Source organism: Pseudomonas migulae (assembly GCF_024169315.1).
GTDB lineage: Bacteria > Pseudomonadota > Gammaproteobacteria > Pseudomonadales > Pseudomonadaceae > Aquipseudomonas > Aquipseudomonas migulae_B.
In genome coordinates this window covers 4,062,975-4,086,581 of record NZ_JALJWR010000001.1, presented here as the reverse complement: position 1 = coordinate 4,086,581, position 23,607 = coordinate 4,062,975, and the positions used below count along the sequence as shown (strand labels likewise).

Genomic DNA, 23,607 nt, shown 5'->3' with positions numbered 1-23,607 from the left:
GAGCAAATTATGATTGTAGAAAGGCGCCTCAAAAGGCTGCCGTCAGGGAAATCATTCACCGGGCTGAAGCACATAAATAGCGCACGGAATGAACTCGTGCGGTTCAGCACCCAGACAAGAGCGTTTGAAATCTCAAACGAATCCTAGGATCAAAGGGGGTAAAGGACAATAGGCTGTTCGAAAAAAAGAACGAAAACGCCGCATTTACCGAATTTTTCTGATCAACGTAGCAAACGCAGGTTACGCTTTGGAAAAGCGCTGTCGATTCAGCGGCATGGACGCATGCAGTGCATATGAGTATCATGGCGCCCGCTTGCACCAGTAGCTCAGCTGGATAGAGTACTGCCCTCCGAAGGCAGGGGTCGTGGGTTCGAATCCCGCCTGGTGCACCATATTGCAGTCTAGACCTGTCTCAGACAGTCTACGAAACACCCCAAGAAGCCCGCCCTGTGCGGGCTTTCTTGTTTCTGGCTATCCCTCCCTGTCTACCCCTATAACTTCACGCCGTGTATGCCCACGTGTATGCTTTGAGATTCATTGAACTGGAGGCATACACGCAGTGAAGCGTACTGAAATCAAACGCCGCCCACTGGCCGACACTACTCTTGCAGGCTTGGAGCCAGAGAGTGCGACGTACCGGGAGCAAGACGGCAACGGCTTGTATTTTCGGGTCAAGGCAAATGGGCAGAAGTCGTGGGAGTTGCGCTACAAAAAACCAGACGGGAAATGGTCCTGGCTGGGCCTAGGCGGTTACCCCGAAATCAGTGGCTCGCTAGCCAGGCAGAAGGCGGCGCAACTGCGGGATGACGCATCGACGGGTAAAAACCCTTTAGTCAGTAAGCAGGCTCGCAAGATTGCTGACCGGGTGGCTGCCAACAACACTTTCGAAGCATTGGGACGCGAATGGTTTGAGGCTAGGCGCTCAAGCTGGGAAGCCGGCACGTCCCGTCGAGTCCTTGGTGCCCTGGAGCTTCACGTATTCCCCGTTTTCGGCAAACGCATCTACACAGAAATACTGCCCCTCGAATGGATGGAGTTTCTGCGCGGCATGGAGCAGAAAGGGATCATTGAGCAAATGGGCAGAGTTCGGGCCTTCTGCAAAGAAATCTACGACTTGGCACGCGTGACAGGCCGAGCGATCCACAACCCGCTTGAAGGCCTTAATAAATTTCTTCAGACACGAAGTGCTGAAAATTATGCACACGTATCAATAGAAGAGCTGCCTGCATTACTTCGAGCTATCAACTCTTACCCTCACGCAAAGGATGTCCGTCTTGGGCTTCGTTTGCTTGCTCTGTTAGCGGCGCGCCCGAGCGAGATTAGAGAAGCACGCTGGTCAGAAATCGACCTCAACAAAAAGCTCTGGACGATTCCAGCCGAGAGAATGAAGCGTCGGCGCGAGCATGTAGTGCCTTTATCTCGACAGGCCATTGAATCGATAACGGAGCTGCGCACGCTGACAGGCGCATACCCCCTTCTCTTCCCTGGGAGAAAAGATCGAACCATCCCCCGTAGCAATACCGTCTTTCTGATGGCGCTGCGCAGGCTGGGATATGCGGGCCGGCAAACTGGCCATGGTTTCCGTCACATTGCTAGCACGATCCTTAATGAACAGGGATTTGACGAAAACCACATTGAGGCTCAGCTCTCTCATGTAAAAGAGGGAATAGCAGGTGTGTACAACAAGGCTGTGTACTTGCCTCAGCGCAAAGTCATGATGCAGTGGTATGCAGACCACCTTGATGAATTGGAGCACGGCAACATTGTCCAGGGTCAATTTGGCAAGGCGGTATGACTGTGTAATCCCAGCACCCATGAAAAATGGGTGTTACGAGTGTTACGGGTGTTACAGCACCGACCAACCCATTGAATTTATTGGGTAATTTCCGCGCAACACGCTGCACAGGCTATCCATCCACCCGGTGTTACGCGGCAAAGAGGTGTAACGCCTTAAATCCTCCTCACCTTCCTGCCGGCTGCTCCGTTTCGTGTAATCCGGCGGAATTCGCGTCGCTGCTCCTGATTACGGATCAGGGGCCCGGGGGCTACCGTTCGTCGGATTTGTACACAGCCGCCATCTCTGACTTTTCGTTTTTAAACTGTATGAAAAACCAGTAGGACATGGTTGGACGTCTACAGTGAAAATCAAAACTGTGCTGCGAACGTGCACGACTTCCCCCCAAAAAAAGCACCGCAGAAGGCTAAACCCCCAGAAAATCGAACTTCCAATAAATGCAAAAGCGTTTATATAGCTTGGGCCTGTAAGAACTACTACAGGAAACGCGCTATGACGCTCCTCAACGCTTCAGTTACATCTGATACCACGATCACATCTGAACTGCTGACCACCGATCAAGTTGCCACTGCACTTGGCTTGTCCAGCCGAACGCTTGCCGCTTGGCGCAGTTCTCGCACCAACTCTCTTCCTTACCTAAAGACCGGATCTCGAGTGCGTTACCGCCCTCAAGATGTCGCCACCTGGCTCGAAAGTCGTGTGTGCTCCGCTACCACCAACTTAGCGCGAGGACATGCGTAATGGTTGAAACCAAGCAGAAATGCACCGTTACGGCGCTTGCACTTTCAGTAACCAATGCCGATTCGATTCGAGAATTTGTGCCGCCTACGATCTCGCCAATGAGAGTTAGCGATTCAGAGTTAGGACGCTTCGATCCCGCCGCCACACTCATCCGCATCCACCTGGTGATGGCCATCACAGGTATCGGTCGCGCTACCGTTTACAAACTCATGAGTCAGCCCGAAAGCGGATTCCCGCAGTCCGTAAAGCTCACTGACAGCAATGCTCGTGGTGCTCCAGTCGCCTGGGTTTTGTCTGAGGTTTTGAGTTGGACCCGAGCGCGTATCGCCGCTCGCAACGAGGCAGCAGCATGAGAAGGCACATTGCTCGTAGGGCGGTATTGAAGCCGTTTTCAGTCCTTCGCGAGATCGGTCTATCGGCATCGTACATGCAACGACTCGAGCGCTACCGAACCAAACACGAACGCCTTAATCGCGTCGTGGGAGTGTTGAAGTGGCCTGATGGAACCTGGTGCGCCCTAGCGATGCATACCGAGAAATTCAGCGCTGTAATTGTCGACGAAGGCCAGCAAGTAGCAGCCTACGAAGATGCTCGCTCAATGATTGATGGTGACTTCCTGCCCCTGCTTTCTCTGCACTGGGAAGTTCACACCTGAAATGGAAACGCCCCCGGGAGCGATCCGGAGGCGTTGAGGTAAATCTACATGCCAGCACAATTTATGACGCATCGAAAAAATGCGCAAGGTTTCCGCACGGTTGCACTTTCGAAAATGGGACGTTACTCTCTGGCGGTCGCTGCAAATTCAGTGACCGACCTTGGCGGGTCGAACGATTTCAGGCGCAACAGCGCCATATACTCAATTGCAGGCGCTTTTTTTGTGCCCGCGATTATGCGTTATGGCGAGTTGCGCAGGAGCACCTTCGGGTGCGCCGGGTTCCTGAATCACCGGTCCGCCAATCTTGCGCAATTCGCCACCCATTCCTGCTTGGCGGCAGGTTGTGGTGGCTCCTCTGATTCGGGAGCTACATCAAATGATCACTATGGATCCGTCCAAAAATCGCGCCGCTGCCCATCGTGCAATGGCTCTCGCCGCTTTACACGCCAACTCCAGCCTCGCTACACGTCTCACCCGATACAACGCCCATATGGCCAAAGCCCGCGCGCTCGAAACCGCAGGCGGTGCCCAATGAACAACGCCCTGAGCTGTTCCCTGCCCGAAGACCTGCTCGACGTCAGCAACGATGTCGAGGCCGGCATTCCGATTGACGCCATCACCTGCGCCATTAACCGCGCCGACTCAGTGCTGACCCTGCTCGAGGACCACTTCGAAAGCGACAGCGACAGACCTCGTCTGGCCAATCACATATTGGCGGCCGTTATTTGGGACGTGCGCGGCACCCTGGGCCTAATCAAAACCCTGACTCTGCATGGTGATGCGACGTCGATACCTCGGGCTAAAGCCGGGGGTGCGCGATGAGTCTTCATGCCAACGTCACCACCCAGGGCGCGACCACTTTTGCGCAGTGCGGGAAACCCAATCAGACGCTGTTTCAGCTCAGTGCCGGCATCCCGGTATCCGACGCGCTTGAATACGCCTCCGACCTGCTGAGCTGCGCGAATCGCATGACGCTCCTGGCCACCCACGGCGACAACACTGAGCAGTGCGCGATGGCCGCCCACTACCTCAGTGAAATGGGCAAAGCGGTGATCGATGATGTGACCACCGCCCTCCTGCAAATGGAGGCTGGCCATGACCAATAACGCGAAACGCCCCAGCTTCGCCGACGTGAAAGCGGCCTCTCTGAAAGAGATCGAGCGGGTACTTGCCCATTGGCTGCCAAATGGCAAACGCGTCGACGGCGGCAAGGAATACACCGCTCCCAATCCAACCCGTGCCGACAAGCGCGTCGGCTCGCTCAAGGTCAACTTGAGAAAAGGCACCTGGGCGGATTTTGCCACCGGAGACAAAGGCGGCGACCTGATCGATCTGGTGCGCTATCTCGACGGCGGTACCGACGTCGAGGCTTGCAGCAAGCTGGCGGATCTGCTGCATGTTACCGCAGGCGCGGCTCTATCGAAGCCGAGCCCAACCAAAAGCAAAATGCCGGAATGGCTCGCCATCCAGCCGATCCCGGCCGAGGCCATGAACAAGTGCCCGACCAAACACCGGCAACACGGTACGCCGTCCAACGTCTGGATCTACCGCGACGCTCAAGGCCAGCCGGTCATGGCGCTCTATCGCTTCGATTTGGGCCCGGACGAAGACGGCAAACCGCATAAGGTGTTTGCCCCCTTGACCTGGTGCCAGCGTACCGACGGTCAAACGCAGCAATGGCGTTGGCAGGGGCTACCTGAGCCGCGTCCTCTGCTGCGCTTGGATGAACTGACACAACGCGCAGAGGCTCCGGTCATTCTGTGCGAAGGCGAAAAGGCCGCCGACTCCGCAGCGGAGCTGCTGCCCCACTACGTGGCCACGTGCTGGCCGAACGGCTCGAACTCCTGGCACAAAGCCGACCTGACACCGCTCAAAGGTCGATCCGTGGTGTTGTGGCCAGACAACGACGCCAGCGGCAAAAGCTGCATGGACGCCGTCGCCGAACAACTGCACCAGATCGGCGCCGCGTCGGTGCGCGTGATCGCCCTGGATGTCTTCAAACGCAAGCCCACCCTCAAGAATGACCAACCGGCCTTCGCCAAGGGTGGTCAATGGGATGACGGCGACGACGCGGCCGATGCGCAGGCCAAAGGCTGGACGGCGGCGCACGTCGCCGAGTTGGAACGCATTGGCGAATTGTTCGGCGTCGAGCCGGAGAAAGCACCGGCCGAACCACCCGAAGCCAAGGCTAAGCCGGCGACCAAGCGCGCCGCGAAACCCAAAAACGATCTGTTGCCCGGCGGCTTCCGCCTGACGCCCGAAGGCGTGTTTTATTCCGGTGACGATGGCGAGGCACGTCCAGTGTGCTCGCCACTGGAGATCTTGGCGCGCACCCGCGACGCGCAAGGTCATAACTGGGGTTTGCTGGTCGAGTTCGACGATCCAGACGGGGCGAAAAAGCGCTGGAACATTCCGGCGCGGACCATGACCGGCGACTTCGGCAAGGACGTACTCGGCCCACTCGTAGACATGGGTTTGCGACTAGCTGGCAGTCGTTCCGGGCGCAATGCACGCAATGACCTGCAGAGTTATCTCGGTGGCTTTGACAGTGCCCAGCGCGCACGACTAGTCACCCGCTTGGGCTGGCATGACAGCGCCTTCTTGCTGCCCGAACAACAGGTCGGCTCGCACATCGAACACCTGCACTTCTATGAGGCCGGCGCGCAGCTTCCCCCCATCAGCGAAGCCGGTACTTTGGAGCAATGGCAAGAGCAGATCGGCGCGTTGTGCATCGGCAATCACCGTCTGGCGTTTGTGGCCAGCGTGGCGTTTGCCGGCCCGCTGCTGCACATGCTCGGCCATGAGTCGGGCGGCTTTCACCTCTACGGTGACAGCTCGGGAGGCAAGACTACGCACCTGCAAGTGGCCGCCTCGATCTACGGCGGGCCCCGCTTGGTGCGCTCCTGGCGCTCGACCGATAACGCCTTGGAATCCATCGCCGCCGCACATTCGGACGGGCTCTTGGTGCTGGATGAAATTGGCATGTGCGACCCGCGCATCATTGGCGAAACGGTGTACATGCTCGGCAACGGCACCGGCAAGGCTCGCGCCAATGATCGAGGACAAGCAGGCCGACAGGTGCAGGAGTGGCGTTTGCTTTTTCTCTCGACCGGTGAGAAGACCTTGGCGCAACACATGGCCGAAGCCAACAAGGAACTGAAAGCCGGCATGGAAGTACGCATGCTCGCCGTACCGGCGGACGCCAGCAAGGGCCTCGGCATGTTCGATGTACTGAACGGTTTCGACGACGCCGCCGCCCTCTCCGACGCACTCAAGGCACGGGTGGCCAAATACTACGGCACACCACTCACTGCTTTCCTGTCGGCCCTCTGTGAGCCTGGCAAACGGCATGGTTGGTCGGCGATTTTGCGCCACACCCTGGAGGGCTTTATCGCCAAGGCATTGCCCGCGACAGCGAGTGGCCAAGCGCACCGTGCAGCAGCCCGTTTTGGTCTGGCCGCCGCTGCCGGCGAACTGGCCACTGCGATGGGAATTACCGGCTGGCCAGACGGCACGGCCACCACCGCTGCCCGGGTGTGCCTCAGTGCTTGGATGAATGAGCGCGGAGGCGCCGGGAACCTCGAAGGGGACACGATATTGGCGCGGTTGCGCCAGGTGATCGAGCGCTTCGGTGAAAGCCGTTTCACGCGCTGGGAGTCGGCAGCCGCGAAGATCGATGAGCATGGACCACGCACCATCGACCGGTTGGGTTTTCGCAAGACGCTGGAGCACGGCCTGGGTGACGCGTTACACACCACCAACACCTACTACGTGCTGCCTGAGGCATGGCGCTCTGAAGTGTTCAAAGGCATGAACATCAATGCGGTGAACAAGGAGTTGATACGCCGTGGCGTCCTTGAGCCCGGGCCGGACGGCAAAGCCTCCTGCTCCGTCCGCCTACCCGGCCTGGGCACTCAGCGTTGCTATGTGGTGAAGACCGTGCCGGGAACGGATGAATGCGAGGCTCAGGCCGCCTGACGGCGGGCCTACTGACTGAGGTAGAGCCGGCTCAAGCGGGCCTCGCCAGCCACTCCGACCCCCAATTAAATCATCAGGGCAAAACTCATGAACCGAATTGAACAACTGAAAGACAGACGCGCCAAATTGGTCATTGAAATGGAAGCCATCAAAAAGGAACTGCCACCTTTTGAGGCTGCGCTTCAAAGCGAAGATGTCATTAACCACGGCCGCGAGAGCGACGTCCGGCATGAAATCAGCAGTCGAAAATTAAAGATCGATTCGCTCGATCATCAGATTTTCCGACTGGATCACCAGCTGGACCGCCTGGAGAAGCTGGCCAACCGGGAAAGCTTGATGGAAGGCTACATTGCCGACATGGCGAACTGGATGGCTGATGAATTGGAGCTCAACGCTAAACGCCATAGCCTCAGCACTCGCCTGGAGGAAATTCGCCAACAAACGCAGGAAGAGATGGCTAGCGCACGGCAGGCGGAGACCCTGGCCGCTACCGCTTATGCACAGGCCGTGGCCTGGGGCGATGTCGACGGCGAAAAAGCAGCCAGCACCGACGCTCAGAAAGCCGCGAAAAACCTCACTACCGCGACCGAACAACATCGCCGCCAACTCCTGATCATCACTGCGTTGGAGCAAGAGCTGGCCATCGTAGACAGACACATTAGTGAGGCTCAGGTAGAACACCAAAAAATTGAAGACACCGCCTTGCGGCTCGCTCACGACGCCCTGGAGGAAACGTGGAATGAAGCGGCCCAAACACTGCTGGATGTAGGCGGCAAACTTTACGCCGCCGCTCGGCTGATAGGCCGCGACCCGGTGTCCTTAATGAAGCTCGATATTCCCGAGCAGGGTGAAAATTTCGCTAGTTGGAAGTGGAATGAACTCGCAAATCGAGCTTCCCTATACAAATCGCGGGATGTCCTTGCAATGTAAGGCTATCGAGACAAAAGAAGCCGACAACAGTCGGCTTTTTATAATTAAATTACTTGAATGAATGCCCCCCATCCATTACCTAATCATTCCTTATTAGCAGCAGAACTAGGAAGTTCCGCAGCAACATCACGAAAAGCGAGCAGCGCGGCTTCTAAGTGATCAATTATCTCAAGCTGCAATACGTCTGGAGGAGGCAAATTATCATGACTATCTAACGAGTCATCCTTTAACCAGAACAAGTCCAAGCTCGTCTTTTCACGAACAATAAGATCCTCATAGCTATAATATCTAAAACGATCATTTTCAGTTCGATCGTTTCGATTATCTGGACTAAAGCAAATTACAAAGTCGCGAAGATCTACAAATTTTAACGGTCTAGTTTTAAGAGTAAAGTGCTGATTTGTTCGTAAGTCATAAAACCAAACCCCCTTTGTTTTAGTGTTGCCATCGTTTGGCTTAGCGTCAAAAAACACCACATTTGCCTTTACGCCATTCGCATAAAAAATGCCTGTAGGCAAGCGTAATATAGTATGCACATCACACGTTTCTAGAAGCCGCTTTCTGATCTTCTCGCCGGCCCCTCCCTCATATAAAACGTTATCTGGCAATACTACCGCCGCCTTTCCATCGACCTTCAACAAGGAAACTATGTGCTGCAGAAAATTCAACTGCTTATTAGCTGTAGTCTCCCAGAAATCAGGACGCTCATACATTAATGCATCTTTATCCTCATCACCCTCTTCATTGGTGATAGTCATACTGCTTTTTTTCCCAAAAGGTGGATTAGCCAAAACATAATCAACACGCATTTTTGGTTCAGATATTAACGCATCCGATCGATCTACAGACGGTTCGCCTATGAGCTCGCCAATATCATGTAGAAATAGATTCATTAGACACAACCGTCGTGTGTTTGGAACTATTTCGTTACCATGAAAGGTTTCATCTCGCAGAAATTTCTTTTGCTTAGTATTAAGTTTAGGAAACTTATAGTCCAACCAATCAGAATTTTGCTTTATCCAATCTGCGGATCCATTCAGCCACTCGTTCGCGACTAGAAAAAATCCGCCAGTGCCACAAGCGGGATCGGCTATTGACTTAAGTGGTTTAGGACGCAAGCACGCCACCATAGCTTGAATCAATGCGCGAGGCGTGAAATATTGGCCTGCTCCACTCTTAGTATCTTCCGCGTTCTTCTGAAGCAATCCTTCATATAAATCACCCTTTGCGTCCGTACCCATGCTAACCCAACTTTCTGCGTCTATCAGTTGAACCAAACGAGAAAGCTTTGCAGGGTCTTGTATTTTGTTCTGTGCTTTAAAGAATATCGCACCTAACATACCAGGTTGTTGCCCAAGAGTGTGGAGAGTCGATAAGTAATGGGCTTCCAGCTCTACACCATCTTTGTCACACAGATTGCCCCAATCATAACCTTCAGGGATTTGTGTTTCACGGTAGTATGGCTTCTGCGCATATTCATGCGCCATTTTAAGAAATAAAAGATATGTGAGCTGTTCAAGATAATCACCGTAACCTACGCCATCATCTCGTAGAGTGTGGCAGAAATTCCAGACTTTCTGAACGAGCGTGGAACTATTCATCATCATGCTTCCAGTAATTTTTGAATCCAAGGATGATCAACGTGCCGCTGCCCTTTAAGCAGAAATATCATTTCCCCGCTAAAAACAGCTTTGCGATCTATTGCTCTACGAATTTTTCTCGCGACAATTGTAAAAAGTTCTTGCATAGCGTTATCAGTTCTTGAGAGCGGAAAAAGTAACTTTCCCTGTTCCACATCTGCCATTAATTGAACACTCACTGCATGACGTTTTTTGCAGGTTGGTTCGTAATGCAGGTGGTATACCTCAATGGAGGTTTCGGCGCGTTTTTTTTCAATAGGATCCTGGCTTGTCGCACATGGCTTTCCATTCTCCTGGCGGCACCCCAGCAACTCCCACTCATGCAATTGACAAGGATCGAGAAGTTCTGGTGTTTCTTGGCTTAGAGGTCCAGCTGCATATAGTCGATTAGCTTCATTGAGAAGTGGAAACCTGTCGGCCTTTCCACCAACAGTGAGACCTTCTATACCCTTGCGACGACTGTTACAAAAAGTACATGCATACCTAAAGTTTCGCGGGTCGAATGCAAGCCAGCGATACCCAGTGTGAATATTGGTCGCGTCTCCAACACGCCCTTTAGGACGAAAATGGTCAACTGCATTATCTGCGCGATCAACGGGAGTTTCACAGTACCAACACTTCTTTTCTGGAAATAGATCAGCCAAGAAGTCTTTCAAATCTCGCCAGACACTGGCGAAGTCATCGGGATCTGCACCAGCGAGCACAGCAACAGAAGCGGCCTGTGCTCGATCTGTCCACCCATCCGGTAATCTTAATTCGTCCTGATCTATATATCTCATCGATCTTTACTACCCGCTAGTTCAAGATCTTCGGCGAGGAGTCTTTCTATTAATTCAGACGCCAACGCCTCCTTTTCCTCGCGACTCATTTCTACAGTTTCGAAAGCAAGCGTATCGGGGTCGTCTGTGCCAAATCGGTCTTTTAGTATCTTATCTCGCAATCTAAGATATCGAGAAAATTCATCATCCGGATGGAAAAAGCGGAAACCGAGACGATCGAGCTTTCCATTCAAAGTATCTAGCTCTACCTGCTCGGGATTTGAGAGGTCTTGTTTAGCTGACAATACTCTCTGTTTTTCTAGAAGAAGTTGAGTGGTTTGATCCAAACTGGAAGCGATCCCGAACATATCGCTAGTCACAATGGCAGCATACCCCATGCCACGGGGATCCATATCTGGATAGCATGCAACAATGTGACGGCGATCTGCATGCTTACTCATCTGCAGAATTTGAACTTGTTTTCGTTCAAGATCAGCTACCGCCAGCGGGTTATGTGTGGTCAGAAGGATATGGCTAGTTTCTTCTTTCCCATCACCGGCAGCGATAAAGCTCTTCAGATAAGATATATAATCAACACTCCAGCGTGGATTAAGGTGTGTATCCGGCTCATCCAGAAGAAAAAGACTTTCGTTTTCGGAAGTAAATCGTAATAAGCCAAGAACAGTTAGTAACTGTCGTTCACCCTCGCTTAACTCTCTAAAAGTCACACACCCATCATTTTTTTTAAGACGAACGCGAATCCTGACTTCTTCGATCAGCTCCGAAACATACGTGCTTTCTAGGTCGCGAAAAAAACTTGCAGGTGATTGCGTTCCTACCAATTCTCGTAATGCAGATATATCCTTAACGAAAAGATATTTAAACTGTAGCGTTTCTTTATTCCAGATGGAGGTAGATACTCGACGGCTCACTTCAATAGGAGCAATCGCAATATTATATAGCCGAGACAAAAACTCCTGGACCACCCCCCTTGCATTCCAAAATCGCGAATCCCCATCTGGTGCTCTTGACTTCCAAGGAGGCTGACGAAGTACAAAAAGCACCGATTCGATTCCTTCGTCTGGATCAAGTCCTAAATGATCATCTAAAAAAGACCGAACCACATCCGACTGCTGTATCAAAAAAGCTAAAAGTACAAACTGACTGTGTACCGGCATCGCATAAAAAAGCCGTTTCAACCCCGGATCTTCACCATTCCTTAGTTTGCTATCATAACTTTCTAGATAAGGAAGAAACACATCGTGCATACGTGTGCTTTCCCCAGAATAATAACTGAATACATACCTAGGCAAATAGGTTGTATCAGCATCCAAAAAAGTCTTTAACTTTATCAACTCACCTTGATGAGCAGTTTGCTGAAAAGAGTCTGCCTCTGACTCTTCAGATCCAAGCTCAATCTCTTTCGCCTCATTAAAAACATTAGAGACTCGAATAATCAATGGTTCTTTTTCTCGATCCGGATCCGCATCAATGTATATATGCTTAGATTGATCGCCTTCACCCATACGATAAGAAAGCTTAAATGCAAAAACTACTGTGCGTTTCTTGCTTATTAAATCGCGAAAAATTATTGCCAATGCTTCTAAAACATTGGACTTTCCTGTTCCATTCCACCCAATTACAACAGTAACCCAATGATCCGCATCAAAATCAATCGTTACATTTTTCAGGTTTTTAAATTGGTGTGTAGGACTGTTCTTATCACTACCAATCGTGAGTTTTTTCAGTCTCATAGTCTGCTCGCTTCCCTAAGCTTCAAGCGGTCATATACCTTTCGACCTTTTTCATCCATTACAGGCACCACCGATACAAGACTCGCCTGGACCAGCTCACGCAACTCAGCATACAAAACTTCTATCTGATCGGTCTCCGAACCATCGGTAACGCCACAAAGTCGAAATACTTCCTGCGCAGTCAACCAATCAGTAGCTTCATTCAAAACCTCAAATAAGCTCCTATTCACCGTTGCGATCTCCTTTCTGGCCACCCTTTTGCGTGCCTTTGGTTGAGCGTCTCTCTCTTCTTGATCTGCGTTTATACGCGCCAACAAATCCTCAGCAGATTCGTCACCGGCATCTTGTGGCACGAGCGAGCCGCAAAACGCTGTCCTGAGGATATTTGCGCGTTGAGCTGCTGACTGTTTGAGAGCATGCGAAACAGCCGCCTGCTGATCCCGAAGTTTGGATAACTGGTCTGCAAGCTGCTTTACTATTTCTACTTGTTCAACAGTACTTGGTAATGGAAATTCCACCTCGGAAAATCGTGAAGCCCCAAGATGAGCGATATTTGTTGTAATTGTTGCGATCTTACGAAACCGCCCAGAATGCATATAGTTTAAGAACACTGCTAAAGCATACTCAGGCACAACGCCTTCTTCCGACCTGAAGCGAACAAGCGTGTTAGTAAAACATGCACGAGGTAGCTCACCTCGGTAGATGGCAGGACGCCCAATTAGCTCCAGGCTTTGACCCTCGTTCAGCAAAATGTCATTTACTTCTAATTTGAATGTTTGCTCTTCTGCCTCGGAAAAATGCATTTCCATAACATCTGAAATATCAATACGATCTTCGTACACGTTCGCAACGCGAAGATAAGGCACCATATTGCTTCCAGTATGAAACTGAGGAGCCCGTTGTCGCCCAAGCTGTACAGCCCCTGCTTGTGCGACTTTGGCCCACACCCAACTTTCCGGCAATGCCGAAAGCTCATCCGCATCGGGAGAAGTAGGCTCGACATATTTTCTTTGCCAATCTTTTGGCGGAACTTTATGTTGTTCAGCAAACTTTTCTTGCTGCTTAGCTTCCCAGCGTTTAAGACGCTTTGCTCGAATACTCTCTAATAAATCTAAACCGGACTCAGAAATTACATTTCGCTGGCGCCACTGAGCAGTGAGTGTCCCCTCAACTGCGGCTCGCAAAAGAGACTTCCGATACTGTCCAAGCTTCTTCTGCGCGGCCTTAAGCTCCGCCACGCCGAAATCAAGATCTGTAAGAAGTTCTTCAAGTTTCGCGACAATTCGCGTTTGTTCCGACAGGGGAGGCAAAGGTAGCAAAATTTCGTTTACCGTTCCCGAAGAAAGATGCTTAACTGTCACCGAAGACGTATTACTATTAATCGCAGATAGATAACCAGGAAGTACAAACGCCAAAAACTTTTTTGAATAAAAGTCTTGGTAAGGAACTATCTTGCAAACACGCTGATTCAAAAGACCGGGCTTTGCACCCCAAAATGCCGAATTGAAGTCCCCATCCATTCCTACAAGCAAATCACCTGAGCGCACGATAAAATTTTCATCGTATTCTCCAGTATAAAATGTGGATGTACTTCCCACCATAATGTCGCGAATTCTTATTAAAGGAAAACCTGTTGTTGTGCTAAACAAATTTGAACTAAAAGGAGCACCATTCAATACAAACGCTACCTTCGACAAAGAAACTCTCTGCCAGGAGCGATGTTTAGCTAAGAGCCCCGTTTTATCGCTGGCAATTATCTCTGAAATACTCATAGTAAATGCCATTACGCAACAAACCTCTCTTCACTTCTATTCGATAGGGGCTTTAAAGAAGTACCGATTTTGGCCACCGCATCGTACAGATTTACAGGATAATCGTTATGAAACAGTTCAAAAAATCTGGAAAATGCTTCGGCCAAAATAAATAGTCGTGCATTTGATTTTCCGGTAATTCGCTGCGATCTAGTTTTAAAACTCATTTTTAATCGCACCTATTTAACAGGCCAATACCTACTTGATTACATTTAGTATTGATGCCCATTACTCCAGTACCACGAGAAATTTTGTAACCAACGCCACTGGTTCGATTTCTCGCATGTTCCTGTTTAGTTTTACGAAGCCATACCCTGCCATCATTCTGAGCGTACGGGAAAGGTTGGGCACCTTACGACCAGTAATCTCAGCAAGCTCCGTTAGCGACCTTGGACGACGATGATGGATGGTTCGTAGCAAAGCCCGATTATCATCAGACAGCACTGCGGCAAGTGAAGCCATCGAGCTGAACCAAACGGTAGGCTGGTCATGCTCATCATGCTCATTTTGAGTACAAGTCGGTTCACCTGGCCGGCGGACGCCAGCGACACATCGATTCATCGAAGTCACTCAGAACACCTAAAATATGGGGAATTGTATCAGTGCCTCATAAGCATCGTCGAGACGATCACCCTTTATCTTCAGCCTCATACGATTACCAGTTTCGAAACAATGGTGTTACACGCCATCCCCCCTTGACGGAGTCGTGTAACACTTCTCAAAAATTAGTGTAACGTCAAATAATCGTTTAAATACAATGAGATATGATTATCTGTAACACATGAAACACCAGTTACACCTTTTTTTACCGTAGGGGCTTGGCCCCCTAGCCCCAAACATAATCAACCACCCGCGCCCGAGCCTAGTGAACGGGTAAACCGGGTGGTTGCGGTTCATTTGAGCATTGCCAATGGCCAGGGAGGTCGCCGGGGACCCTGAGCATTTCGAGAAGGCACGGGGCGAGTAACCCGCCGGATCTTGTTAGCGGGAGAACTCCCAGCTTAGTGAACAGGTGAACCCGGTGAACTGCTGTTCACCTGTGCATTTGCCCTAGAAAAAAGCCGGTCTCAGGCTACCTTTACCGATACGGTAACGATGCCCTTTCTTCTTCAAGATCCTTTCAATTTCAACACTGAAATTTCAGTAAGCTGGGGCGCCAGCTGCTAACCAGATCCCGCGGGTTTCCGACCCCGTGTGGCGTTAAATATGCCAGGGGCCCCGGCGCCTTTTCAGCATTCAGGCAGTATCAAATTGGTCGATTCTCGGTTACATCTGAGTGTCACCAAGCCGAAACAGGTTGCCAGCTCATTTCCACCAGGGAGAGGTATCGAGTGTTGAACATCAAACCCACCAAAGCTTTTTTTATCAAACTGGGGCCCAGTGGACTATGGGAAAAGGAGTGTGTTGAAAACGGAACCTTGAGAATCGGCTACCGTGACGTACCACATCAGCAGTGCGTGGATGGGGACTGGGAAGCAGCACGAAACTCCTTTCCCTCTGACTCAGATCAGGGCAGCGTCACCAGACACATCAACCAGGTAAGGCAATTCTACGAAGAGCCAGAGACAACGCTCTGGATAACCTTTTTTTCTGACCGTCTGTGGTGGTGCTTTGCTACACCCGGGATCAGCCAGCTTCCAGATAACACAAAGACCCGAGCGGTCGCAGGCCAATGGCGTGACACGGACATCAACGGAAGGCCCCTTATCAAAGGCCAACTGAGTGGCAAGCTTCTCGCTGTACAAAGCTTCCAAGGTACGATTTGCACGGTCAGAGAACTCGATTACCTGATTCACAAAATCATGGGGACGTCTGAGCCTCATATTGCAGAAGCTCAGCTAGCAGTAGAGAACTTGGTCGCAGCAGTCATACCCATCATAAAAAACTTGCATCCCAAGGATCTTGAAACACTCACGGACTTGATTTTCCGACAGGCAGGTTGGCAGCGAACTGGAGTAGCTGGCGAGGTAGAGAAGGATATAGATCTCGACCTACTGTCTCCCATTACTCAAGAGCGAATTGGCATTCAAGTGAAGTCAAAAGCGTCAGCTTCGGTCTATCGCTCCTATCAGGATAAATTTGCTGACATGAGTGGCTTTACGCACTTCTACTTCATAACGCACTCTCCGGATTCAAGCCTGAAGGCTGTAGCGACCGAGAGCAGTGATGGTTCATTTATTTACTGGGGACCAGAGAAGCTAGCTCAGCAAGCCGTTCGGAACGGGCTCGTAGGATGGCTGATAGACCGAGCGTCATAACCTGCAAACGGCACGCGCTATCAAAGAACGTTAATTGACCTACCCCTGCCGCACGAAGGAACGTTTTCATGTCGTCGAAACTCTTGACCAAATCATCCATAGAAAAAGCGATCCGGGATTACGACAACGGAGAACGGCCCTTCAGGTACACGAAGCCAAAATCTTGGTACATCAAAGGATCAACAAAAACCCTTTATCCTCTGAAGTACATTTATGCGATGGCGATCGGTAGCCCACCGAGCTCGTTTAAAAGTTCCAAACCGATTAGCGAATTTCCCGCATATGGTTTTCAACCGATTCGCAAAACAGAGGATCCGAATGAGGAATTCGAAAGGAAGGTTCTTGCGTCCTTAAAAGATCCGAAGGGCCGGGCAGCGCGGCTCAAGGAGCCCGCCGCGATTCCCGTGACACGAATTGTCAGCACCATAGTTTTCATCCGGAACCCTGATGTCGTGGCAGAGGTGTTAGCTCAAGCAAACGGTGTATGCAGTCTTTGCAACCAAAAGGCGCCCTTCAAACGCAAGAAGGACCAAAGCCCATATTTAGAGGTTCACCATCGAAAGCGCCTAGCCGATGGAGGGGAGGACACAGTCGCGAATGCCATTGCTGTCTGTCCGAACTGTCATCGCAAAGCCCATCATGGCTGAGGTCTTTCCCCATCTTAGGGAGGCTCCAAGCATGCAGTGTCGGGTTCGCTAGTAGACGTCCCCGTGTATGCCCACGTGTATGCCTAATAGAAACAGTGCCAACCAAACCCCTGTAGAAAGGGGCCCGCAGAGCTCAGTTCAAACGACGCCTGGGCACCATATGTAGAAACGAGAAAGCCTCAGGCCGTAGGGTCTGGGGCTTTTTTGTGTCCAGAATTCGTCAATTGCTGTTGGGGCATGAAACACCTACCTTATCCTGCGTTTGTCTCAATGCGTTCAATATGGCGATCAACCCCAAACCGCGTACATACCGGCGCGATCGATGTCTAAGGAAGTGATATGGCGAAAATGTGGATGATCCGTGGCGAATCTGGCCGGCTATACGATGATTTTCGTGAGCGTGGCGTCGCCGCAATTGGATGGTCAAAACTCGCGCCATTAGCCAAACCTGGTATGACGCGCAAAGAAGTCACTCGGCTCTACCAAGACATTGAGCCCAACATCAAACCCGGCACCGCTATTTCAGGCGCCTCGCAAGTATGGCGCTTCATCAATGAAATGCAGCCTGGTGACTGGGTGGTGACCTACTCGCCCGCCAACCGCACCTATTTAGTGGGCAAAATCACTGGCGACTTCAAACACAATCCTGATCTGGCCGATCTGGGAATGTCGTTGACCCGTCCGGTGCAATGGCAGGCTCAGGAAGTCGACCGCGATAGCCTGAGTACTGCCAGCAAGAACAGTCTTGGCTCTACGCTTACTGTATTTGTTGTACCTGATTTTGCCCTTCAGGAGCTGAAAGCGATGGCGGCCGGGGACAAGCCGCCCGCGTTACCACCAGTTGAAGAAGAGTATCCCGACAGCGATCCTCTGGCAGGCATGGAAAGTTTGGCTCTCGAACGCATTAAGGACCTGATCAACGCTTTGCCCTGGGACGATATGCAGCACTTGGTCGCAGGAATCTTGCGGGCGATGGGCTACAAAACCCAGGTCTCCCCGGCCGGCCCTGATCGTGGGAAAGACATCATCGCGTCACCCGACGGGTTTGGCTTTGAAAACCCGCGAATCATCGTTGAGGTCAAGCATCGCAAAGAGAAAATGGGCCGCCAGGAAATCTGCAGTTTTCTGGGCGGACGGCACAAAGATGATCGCGGGCTGTATGTCAGTACCGGCGGTTTCAGCAAAGATGCTTACTACGAAGCCGAGCGAGCCAGTGTGCCGCTGACGCTATGGACGTTGGACAACCTCGTACGAACATTGATTGAGCACTATGCCCAGACGGATTCGGAAACCAAAAGACTGGTACCGCTGAAGCTGACGTACTTGCCGCTATAAATTCGTCTTTTGATTCAGGTTTCAACCCCAAATTTTAACCAACAAAACGAGGCTGCCATCGGTAGCCAAGGTGGTGTGCCGATGACGCAAGGCTATCCAAAACCGTGGCAGAGCTATCAAGAGCAGCTTGAATTGCTGATGGCTCGCGGGATGGTAGTGACTGATAAACCCAAAGCAATGGAGTATCTGGAGCGCATCGGATACTACCGCCTCAGTGGTTATTGGTTTGCCTTTCGCGAGCGCACCGAGCTCTGCTGCCCAATCAATCAGCAAGGCAGCAAACAACCATCCAAAACAAAACCGACTCGCTTTCCACTCGATGATTTCAAGCCTGGGACTACATTCCAGAATTCGGTCGACCTTTACGTTTTCGATAAGAAACTGCGGCTATTGATTCTGGATGCTTTGGAGCGCATAGAAATTGCGTTACGGGTGGACATTTCCCACGGGCTTGGCAAACACGAAAAGTTTGCTTACCTAAGGTCCGAGCTGTTCCACGAAAGCTTTTCTAAACAGCTGGACGGCAAAACTGGTCTGACTAAACATCATGTCTGGCTTGGCAAGCACGCTGCGTTGATCAATCGCTCGAACGAAGACTTTATTCGCCACAATAAGGAAAAATATGGCCTTCCGTTAGCGGTCTGGGTGGCGTGCGAAGTTTGGGATTTCGGCACGCTTTCGATGCTTTTTGCCGGTATGACTGAGGCGGATCAAGATGATATCTCGCAAGAGTACGGCATCAGCAATGGCAGGGTCTTCGCCAGTTGGCTTCGAAGCCTGAACTATCTACGCAATGTGTGCGCCCATCACAGTCGTCTGTGGAACCGAAACATCGTCGATCAACCGAAGCTGCCACCGATAGACCAAGCGCCGACATTGTCCGCGTTCCATGATGACGCACACCGTCGAGCTCGTCCGTTTATGCTTTTTTGCATCACTCAACACCTGATGAAGGTCATCAATCCATCATCGAGCTGGGGAAAACGCTTGAAGGCACTGCTGCTAAATGACTTCCCCAATCTGACCCATCTGGATCTCAACCTTGACGGCATGGGAATTGACCAAGACTGGCAGAAACGCGACTGGTAGGCGGCAAAAGCCAGGCAATAAAAAACCCCTGAGCAGTCTCAGCGCCGGAGCGCATCAACCGACAGGGGCCGTGTTGTGGGCGATTATAAGGATTGAGGACTTCTCGTCAACTACCGATAAGCAGGCGCAACCACATGAACGCGGAAGCAACTATCAAGGAAAACTTGACAGTTCGGTTCGGTGGATTGAGCCGAATTCGTCCAATTTCTGGGCAGTTTCTTGGGTGGCTCGCTAAAATTGTTGCTGACGTTTTTCCCAGCACTTCGTTACGAATTTCAAGGTTGCAGGAGATAAGTCCGCACGATACCCTTCCGCCGTCGCTGCCAATTCAGCGGCCGGGCTTGGTAACCCGATGGAATAAAGGCGCAACAGCGCCCCAAACACGTTTGCAGGCGTTTTTTTCGTCTGTGATCTTGTGCTATGGCGGCTGTGCGTGGGACGTCTTCGGACGTGCCGGTTTCCTTGATTCCCCGGTTTACCAACCTGCGCACAGTTGCCACCCATTCGCTTGGTATCGAATGCGCGGCAACTTCTTAAATCAAGGAAGTGAACAATGCGCAGCATCAATCCGTACGAAATTCGGCTTACCCCCCAACGCGATTTCCAATCGCAATCCCACCGTACCTCCATCAACGGAGGTGGCAAATGACCGATCCAACAGAACTGAAAACCATCGGCTTAACGCCTGCCATCTATTGCCTGGATAAGGCAGTCTTCCACGTCACTCGCGATGTGCCTCTCGGCGACGCGCTAGGCATGGCTTCTGACTTTCTTTTCCTTGCCAAGGCACTGACCAGAGATGCGGCCTATGACAAAGAAAGCGATCGCCATGCCTGGGCGGCACATTATCTAACGGCTCTGAGTAAGGCATTGGTAGATGATGCTGTGAAAGTGCTGACGCGAGACGAACCTTCGCGGAAGGGTAAAACCAAAGAATAGCGGCAACCCACCATTCAAATTGCGGATCCTGATTTGTACGGATCTGCAATTTGAAAGAGCAGTGCTTTCCTAAGTGCCGCTTTCACTCAGTCGTCCAGTCAAACTCGTCGTACTCATCATCCTCGTCGTCCTCAATCTCTTCATCATCAAGAACGTCTTCCTCAGGCGCTTCTTCCGCCTGCTTCGCCAGAAGAAACTCCTTACGACTCTCCGTCACTGCTCGCCGCAATTCCTCACCCTTGACCGGGCAGCTGAGCATTTGGGCGATGCGGTCGATTTTTTTTGCCACGGCATCCTCCAACGCATCGGCTATAGGCCGATAGTGCGCGCTTTCGGGGGTTGATGCCAAATCGTGGAGCATCGCTCTCTTCAGTTTTTCTTCAATTCCTCGAGTCGGGCGCTGAGGTTTTCCTTGGGAAAGCGCTTGTGCAATGTAGCCATCAAGTCATCCGCTGCGTGTGTCTGACCGGCCTTCTGCAGGCGAATCACTTCAAGCAATTGCTCATCCAGGGTTGTCACCGGAGCGGCTGCGCGTTTGCTGACCTTTGCTTCATCGGCCATTTCGGCGCTGATCGATTCGCTCTGCGCGGGGGCGGCGAAACCTGCCATCGGTGCGGCCGGCGCTGGCGCTGCGTGGGAGCGCGCAACCGACGACGGCGCTTGCGCAGCCTCTTTTTTAGCGACCGGTGCGGACGCTTTGGGCGCGAAGTCATAACTCGCGGGCTGTTCTGGGGTTCGCTGCACCAGCGCCAGCATCAGCGCGACGCCGACAAGGCTGGCAAATGCGACCTGCCAACGAGGTTGCTGGCAAGCCTGAACCCAGCGTTGCCACAGGTTCTGTTTCGGCGCAGGGACTTCACGCTGTGCGGCCGCCAGGATAAACGCGTCGAGATGGGCCGGTGGTTCGCCGGTCGAATGCTCGCGGAAATGCTGAAGCACTTGGTCTTCCGGTGGTTTGCGGGCGTCAGTCATGTCAGTACCTCCTCGGCCAGCAGCCGACGCAGTTTTTGCTGGGCGTAGCGCAAGCGGCTTTTGACGGTTTCCAGCGGAGTTTCGGTAAGGGTGGCGATCTGCGGCAAATCGAGATCACCGTGGGCGCGCAGCAGAAACACTTCGCGCTGGTCGGTCGGCAGGGTTTGCAGGGCGACTTCGAGGCGCTGGCTGTCGCGGCTCAGGCTGAGCAGTTGTTCGGGATCGGCGGCGTCATCGGCCATGGCGTGGGTCTGTTCGTCGTAGCTGTCGTGCAAGGGGTTGTGGATTCCGTGTTTGCGCCAGTGATCGATCAGGCGATTGCGGGCAATCTGGAAAAGCCAGGTACGAAAATTCGCCCGACCTTGTGGCTGACTGGTGCTGCGGATCAGGCTCAGCCAGGTGTCCTGGTAAACCTCTTCGGCCAGTTCGGACTTGCCGCTGAGGCCGAGGAGGAACCGATAAAGGCCTTGTCGATGGCGGGCGTACAGAATCTCGAACGCTGGCCCGTCGCCCGAGCGATAGCGGGCCAGCAGTGATTCGTCGCTCGATTCGGGAGCAGACATGTCAGTTGTAGCCTCCTTTATGCGGCTCACTGTTGGATGCTGTGGTGGTTCGCAGGCTCTGCGCCAGTTCCACCAACTGTACGAATTCTGCGCGCAAACCGAATCGATCATCACCCCGCGCACCGCGAGCCAGCGCTTCAGTGTCCTTCAGGCTGAAATCACCGGTGTAACGCCCGTCCTTGAGCTGTTGCGAAAACGCCGCCACGGCCGCCGCAAATCGCAGGTCGTCACTGGCCTTGCCTTCCGAACCACCTGCAATCGGCCGCTCGATCAAGCGACTTTTCCCACCTTCGGGCAGCTGATAACGCACACGCAGCATCGCCAGTTCCCCGGCACTCCCCGAAACAACCGACTCGGACTTGCCATACCGCAACAGCTCCAACCAACCCTTCTCTCCCTTCGGCACAATTTCGTACAACGCCGTGACCGTGTGCCCTGCACCGATTTCACCGGCATCAACCTTGTCGTTGCTGAAATCCTCACGCTTTAACGCGCGATTCTCATAGCCCAACAATCGGTACTCGCTGACCTGCGCCGGGTTGAACTCCACTTGCAGCTTCACGTTTTTCGCCACGACCGCGAGGGTCGAGCCGAGCTGATCCACCAATACCTTGCGCGCTTCGCGCAGGTTGTCGATGTAGGCGTAGTTGCCATCGCCGGCGTCGGCCAGTTGTTCCATCAGGTGTTCATTGTAGTTATCCACACCAAAACCCAGGGTGGTCAGGGAAACGCCGGTCTTGCGTTTATCCACAGCCATTTCCTTGAGGCTGTCGAAGTCGCTGATGCCGACGTTGAAATCTCCGTCGGTGGCCAGCAGGATGCGGTTGATGCCTTTAGGGATGAACGCTTGCTGTGCCATTTGATAGGCGAGCTCAATGCCCGACGCCCCGGCGGTGGAGCCGCCAGCAGTTAATTGGTCGATGGCTGTGCGAATTTTCGCTTTTTCCCGTCCGGAGGTGGGTTCGAGCACCACACGCGAGTCGCCGGCGTAGACCACCAATGACACGCGATCCTGCTCGCGCAATTGATCGACCAGCAATTTCAGGGTGCTTTTGACCAGCGGCAAGCCCTCGCGGCGGTCCATCGAGCCCGACACGTCCACCAGAAACACCAGGTTCGCCGGGGCCAGTTCAGCTACCGCGCGGTCCGATGCCTTGATGCCGATGCGCAGTAAGCGGGTGTGCGGGTTCCACGGGGACGGCGACAGCTCAGTGGTCACACCAAACGGTGAGCCATCGGTGGGCAAGGCGTAATCGTAGGGGAAGTAATTGACCATCTCCTCCAGTCGCACCGCGCCTTCGGGTGGCAGGCGGCCTTGATTGAGCAAACGGCGAACGTTGGCGTAGGCACCCGTGTCGACGTCGGCGCTGAAGGTGGAGACCGGCGCCTCGGCGACGCTGTGAATCGGGTTATCCGCCAGCGCTTGATACTGCTCACGCTGTTCATCTTGATAACCGGGAGGTGAAGATTCAGGCGCATAACCCGCGATGGGCGCCGGACTTATGCTGCGTTTGGCCATGGTCACATCGGTCATGACCGCTTCACTGCGCACCAACGCACCTTGCGCGGGAGGCGAAACCACAACCGGAACGGCAGCAGAATCAGGCTTGGAAGAAACACCGCAACCGGCAACAGCCAGCAGCAACCCGGCGGCGAAACCCTGGGCGGCCGGGCGGAGGACATGCAGAGGGAGGGACATGGGGGCTGACCTCAGGAGGAAATTGATCCATTCATCCTCTGAG

At 52.6% G+C, this 23,607-nt stretch carries 22 protein-coding genes and 1 tRNA gene; 14 read left to right on the top strand and 9 right to left on the bottom strand.

All coding sequences use genetic code 11. From position 1 onward, the window contains the following. Window positions 1-315: 315 nt before the first annotated feature. From J2Y86_RS18830 to J2Y86_RS18790, 9 genes are all read left to right on the top strand, one after another. A tRNA-Arg gene (locus J2Y86_RS18830) sits at window positions 316-392 on the top strand. Window positions 393-559: 167 nt separating this feature from the next. Next, window positions 560-1,795 carry a tyrosine-type recombinase/integrase gene (locus J2Y86_RS18825; RefSeq protein WP_253434662.1) on the top strand — a complete coding sequence of 412 codons (1,236 nt, stop codon included), beginning with the start codon at window positions 560-562 and terminating at the stop codon, window positions 1,793-1,795. 492 nt (window positions 1,796-2,287) lie between these two features. Beyond that, the gene (locus J2Y86_RS18820; RefSeq protein ID WP_253434641.1) at window positions 2,288-2,536 is read left to right on the top strand and encodes a helix-turn-helix domain-containing protein; all 249 of its coding nucleotides are present in this window, start codon (window positions 2,288-2,290) and stop codon (window positions 2,534-2,536) included. A 98-nt stretch (window positions 2,537-2,634) separates the two neighbouring features. Continuing rightward, window positions 2,635-2,889 (top strand): helix-turn-helix transcriptional regulator, encoded by a 255-nt coding sequence (locus J2Y86_RS18815; RefSeq protein ID WP_092281582.1) that lies wholly within the window; start codon window positions 2,635-2,637, stop codon window positions 2,887-2,889. After that, complete coding sequence (locus tag J2Y86_RS18810) at window positions 2,886-3,191, top strand: hypothetical protein (RefSeq protein WP_253434638.1); 306 nt, start codon at window positions 2,886-2,888, stop codon at window positions 3,189-3,191. Before J2Y86_RS18815 ends, J2Y86_RS18810 begins: the two co-directional genes overlap by 4 nt. A gap of 531 nt (window positions 3,192-3,722) precedes the next feature. Continuing rightward, window positions 3,723-4,013, top strand: a complete 291-nt coding sequence (locus tag J2Y86_RS18805; protein ID WP_253434635.1) for a hypothetical protein — start codon at window positions 3,723-3,725, stop codon at window positions 4,011-4,013. Beyond that, entirely contained in the window at window positions 4,010-4,297 is a 288-nt protein-coding gene (locus tag J2Y86_RS18800; RefSeq protein WP_253434632.1) for a DUF3077 domain-containing protein, read from the top strand. Before J2Y86_RS18805 ends, J2Y86_RS18800 begins: the two co-directional genes overlap by 4 nt. Further along, entirely contained in the window at window positions 4,287-7,169 is a 2,883-nt protein-coding gene (locus J2Y86_RS18795) for a DUF927 domain-containing protein (protein ID WP_253434629.1), read from the top strand. Before J2Y86_RS18800 ends, J2Y86_RS18795 begins: the two co-directional genes overlap by 11 nt. Window positions 7,170-7,256: 87 nt before the next feature. Beyond that, entirely contained in the window at window positions 7,257-8,099 is an 843-nt protein-coding gene (locus J2Y86_RS18790) for a chromosome segregation protein SMC (protein ID WP_253434626.1), read from the top strand. Window positions 8,100-8,182: 83 nt separating this feature from the next. On the opposite strand, the gene J2Y86_RS18785 is transcribed toward J2Y86_RS18790, so the two are convergent. The 5 genes from J2Y86_RS18785 to J2Y86_RS30280 all read right to left on the bottom strand — a co-directional run bounded on the left by J2Y86_RS18785 (window position 8,183) and on the right by J2Y86_RS30280 (window position 14,623). Next, a complete protein-coding gene (locus J2Y86_RS18785) occupies window positions 8,183-9,700 on the bottom strand; it encodes an HsdM family class I SAM-dependent methyltransferase (protein ID WP_253434623.1) in 1,518 nt (505 codons plus the stop codon). A gap of 2 nt (window positions 9,701-9,702) precedes the next feature. After that, entirely contained in the window at window positions 9,703-10,518 is an 816-nt protein-coding gene (locus J2Y86_RS18780; RefSeq protein WP_253434621.1) for a hypothetical protein, read from the bottom strand. Further along, window positions 10,515-12,251 carry an AAA family ATPase gene (locus J2Y86_RS18775; protein ID WP_253434618.1) on the bottom strand — a complete coding sequence of 579 codons (1,737 nt, stop codon included), beginning with the start codon at window positions 12,249-12,251 and terminating at the stop codon, window positions 10,515-10,517. Before J2Y86_RS18775 ends, J2Y86_RS18780 begins: the two co-directional genes overlap by 4 nt. Beyond that, a complete protein-coding gene (locus tag J2Y86_RS18770) occupies window positions 12,248-14,023 on the bottom strand; it encodes a restriction endonuclease subunit S (protein WP_253434615.1) in 1,776 nt (591 codons plus the stop codon). Before J2Y86_RS18770 ends, J2Y86_RS18775 begins: the two co-directional genes overlap by 4 nt. 267 nt (window positions 14,024-14,290) lie before the next feature. After that, window positions 14,291-14,623 (bottom strand): HVO_A0114 family putative DNA-binding protein, encoded by a 333-nt coding sequence (locus tag J2Y86_RS30280; RefSeq protein ID WP_437180686.1) that lies wholly within the window; start codon window positions 14,621-14,623, stop codon window positions 14,291-14,293. Between the two features lie 770 nt (window positions 14,624-15,393). Here J2Y86_RS30280 and J2Y86_RS18765 point away from each other — a divergent pair. The 5 genes from J2Y86_RS18765 to J2Y86_RS18745 all read left to right on the top strand — a co-directional run bounded on the left by J2Y86_RS18765 (window position 15,394) and on the right by J2Y86_RS18745 (window position 20,330). Beyond that, complete coding sequence (locus tag J2Y86_RS18765) at window positions 15,394-16,320, top strand: hypothetical protein (protein ID WP_253434598.1); 927 nt, start codon at window positions 15,394-15,396, stop codon at window positions 16,318-16,320. A 68-nt stretch (window positions 16,321-16,388) separates the two neighbouring features. After that, window positions 16,389-16,967, top strand: coding sequence for an HNH endonuclease (locus tag J2Y86_RS18760; RefSeq protein WP_253434595.1), 579 nt, complete (start codon window positions 16,389-16,391; stop codon window positions 16,965-16,967). A 339-nt stretch (window positions 16,968-17,306) separates the two neighbouring features. Beyond that, window positions 17,307-18,302, top strand: a complete 996-nt coding sequence (locus J2Y86_RS18755) for a restriction endonuclease (RefSeq protein WP_253434592.1) — start codon at window positions 17,307-17,309, stop codon at window positions 18,300-18,302. 81 nt (window positions 18,303-18,383) lie between these two features. Next, window positions 18,384-19,391 carry an Abi family protein gene (locus J2Y86_RS18750; RefSeq protein ID WP_017335860.1) on the top strand — a complete coding sequence of 336 codons (1,008 nt, stop codon included), beginning with the start codon at window positions 18,384-18,386 and terminating at the stop codon, window positions 19,389-19,391. A gap of 645 nt (window positions 19,392-20,036) precedes the next feature. Further along, entirely contained in the window at window positions 20,037-20,330 is a 294-nt protein-coding gene (locus J2Y86_RS18745) for a DUF3077 domain-containing protein (protein WP_253434590.1), read from the top strand. Between the two features lie 82 nt (window positions 20,331-20,412). On the opposite strand, the gene J2Y86_RS18740 is transcribed toward J2Y86_RS18745, so the two are convergent. Genes J2Y86_RS18740 through J2Y86_RS18725 form a run of 4 tightly spaced genes read right to left on the bottom strand, consistent with a single transcriptional unit; the run spans window position 20,413 to window position 23,564 of the window. Next, entirely contained in the window at window positions 20,413-20,679 is a 267-nt protein-coding gene (locus tag J2Y86_RS18740; protein ID WP_253440365.1) for a hypothetical protein, read from the bottom strand. Between the two features lie 20 nt (window positions 20,680-20,699). Beyond that, entirely contained in the window at window positions 20,700-21,302 is a 603-nt protein-coding gene (locus J2Y86_RS18735; RefSeq protein ID WP_253434587.1) for a hypothetical protein, read from the bottom strand. After that, complete coding sequence (locus J2Y86_RS18730) at window positions 21,299-21,865, bottom strand: RNA polymerase sigma factor (RefSeq protein ID WP_253434584.1); 567 nt, start codon at window positions 21,863-21,865, stop codon at window positions 21,299-21,301. The genes J2Y86_RS18735 and J2Y86_RS18730 overlap by 4 nt, the downstream gene beginning before the upstream one ends. A gap of 1 nt (window position 21,866) precedes the next feature. Then, complete coding sequence (locus J2Y86_RS18725) at window positions 21,867-23,564, bottom strand: vWA domain-containing protein (protein WP_253434581.1); 1,698 nt, start codon at window positions 23,562-23,564, stop codon at window positions 21,867-21,869. Between the last annotated feature and the right edge of the window lie 43 nt (window positions 23,565-23,607).

Bases quoted from the DNA above. Each gene is read 5' to 3' on its own strand.
- J2Y86_RS18760 (WP_253434595.1), top strand. From the start codon at position 16,389: ATGTCGTCGAAACTCTTGACCAAATCATCCATAGAAAAAGCGATCCGG.
- J2Y86_RS18780 (WP_253434621.1), bottom strand. From the start codon at position 10,518: ATGAGATATATAGATCAGGACGAATTAAGATTACCGGATGGGTGGACA.
- J2Y86_RS18755 (WP_253434592.1), top strand. From the start codon at position 17,307: ATGGCGAAAATGTGGATGATCCGTGGCGAATCTGGCCGGCTATACGAT.
- J2Y86_RS18805 (WP_253434635.1), top strand. From the start codon at position 3,723: ATGAACAACGCCCTGAGCTGTTCCCTGCCCGAAGACCTGCTCGACGTC.
- J2Y86_RS18795 (WP_253434629.1), top strand. From the start codon at position 4,287: ATGACCAATAACGCGAAACGCCCCAGCTTCGCCGACGTGAAAGCGGCC.
- J2Y86_RS18770 (WP_253434615.1), bottom strand. From the start codon at position 14,023: ATGAGTATTTCAGAGATAATTGCCAGCGATAAAACGGGGCTCTTAGCT.
- J2Y86_RS18790 (WP_253434626.1), top strand. From the start codon at position 7,257: ATGAACCGAATTGAACAACTGAAAGACAGACGCGCCAAATTGGTCATT.
- J2Y86_RS30280 (WP_437180686.1), bottom strand. From the start codon at position 14,623: ATGAATCGATGTGTCGCTGGCGTCCGCCGGCCAGGTGAACCGACTTGT.
- J2Y86_RS18810 (WP_253434638.1), top strand. From the start codon at position 2,886: ATGAGAAGGCACATTGCTCGTAGGGCGGTATTGAAGCCGTTTTCAGTC.
- J2Y86_RS18775 (WP_253434618.1), bottom strand. From the start codon at position 12,251: ATGAGACTGAAAAAACTCACGATTGGTAGTGATAAGAACAGTCCTACA.
- J2Y86_RS18730 (WP_253434584.1), bottom strand. From the start codon at position 21,865: ATGTCTGCTCCCGAATCGAGCGACGAATCACTGCTGGCCCGCTATCGC.
- J2Y86_RS18815 (WP_092281582.1), top strand. From the start codon at position 2,635: ATGAGAGTTAGCGATTCAGAGTTAGGACGCTTCGATCCCGCCGCCACA.
- J2Y86_RS18785 (WP_253434623.1), bottom strand. From the start codon at position 9,700: ATGAATAGTTCCACGCTCGTTCAGAAAGTCTGGAATTTCTGCCACACT.
- J2Y86_RS18800 (WP_253434632.1), top strand. From the start codon at position 4,010: ATGAGTCTTCATGCCAACGTCACCACCCAGGGCGCGACCACTTTTGCG.
- J2Y86_RS18820 (WP_253434641.1), top strand. From the start codon at position 2,288: ATGACGCTCCTCAACGCTTCAGTTACATCTGATACCACGATCACATCT.
- J2Y86_RS18735 (WP_253434587.1), bottom strand. From the start codon at position 21,302: ATGACTGACGCCCGCAAACCACCGGAAGACCAAGTGCTTCAGCATTTC.
- J2Y86_RS18750 (WP_017335860.1), top strand. From the start codon at position 18,384: ATGACGCAAGGCTATCCAAAACCGTGGCAGAGCTATCAAGAGCAGCTT.
- J2Y86_RS18745 (WP_253434590.1), top strand. From the start codon at position 20,037: ATGACCGATCCAACAGAACTGAAAACCATCGGCTTAACGCCTGCCATC.
- J2Y86_RS18725 (WP_253434581.1), bottom strand. From the start codon at position 23,564: ATGTCCCTCCCTCTGCATGTCCTCCGCCCGGCCGCCCAGGGTTTCGCC.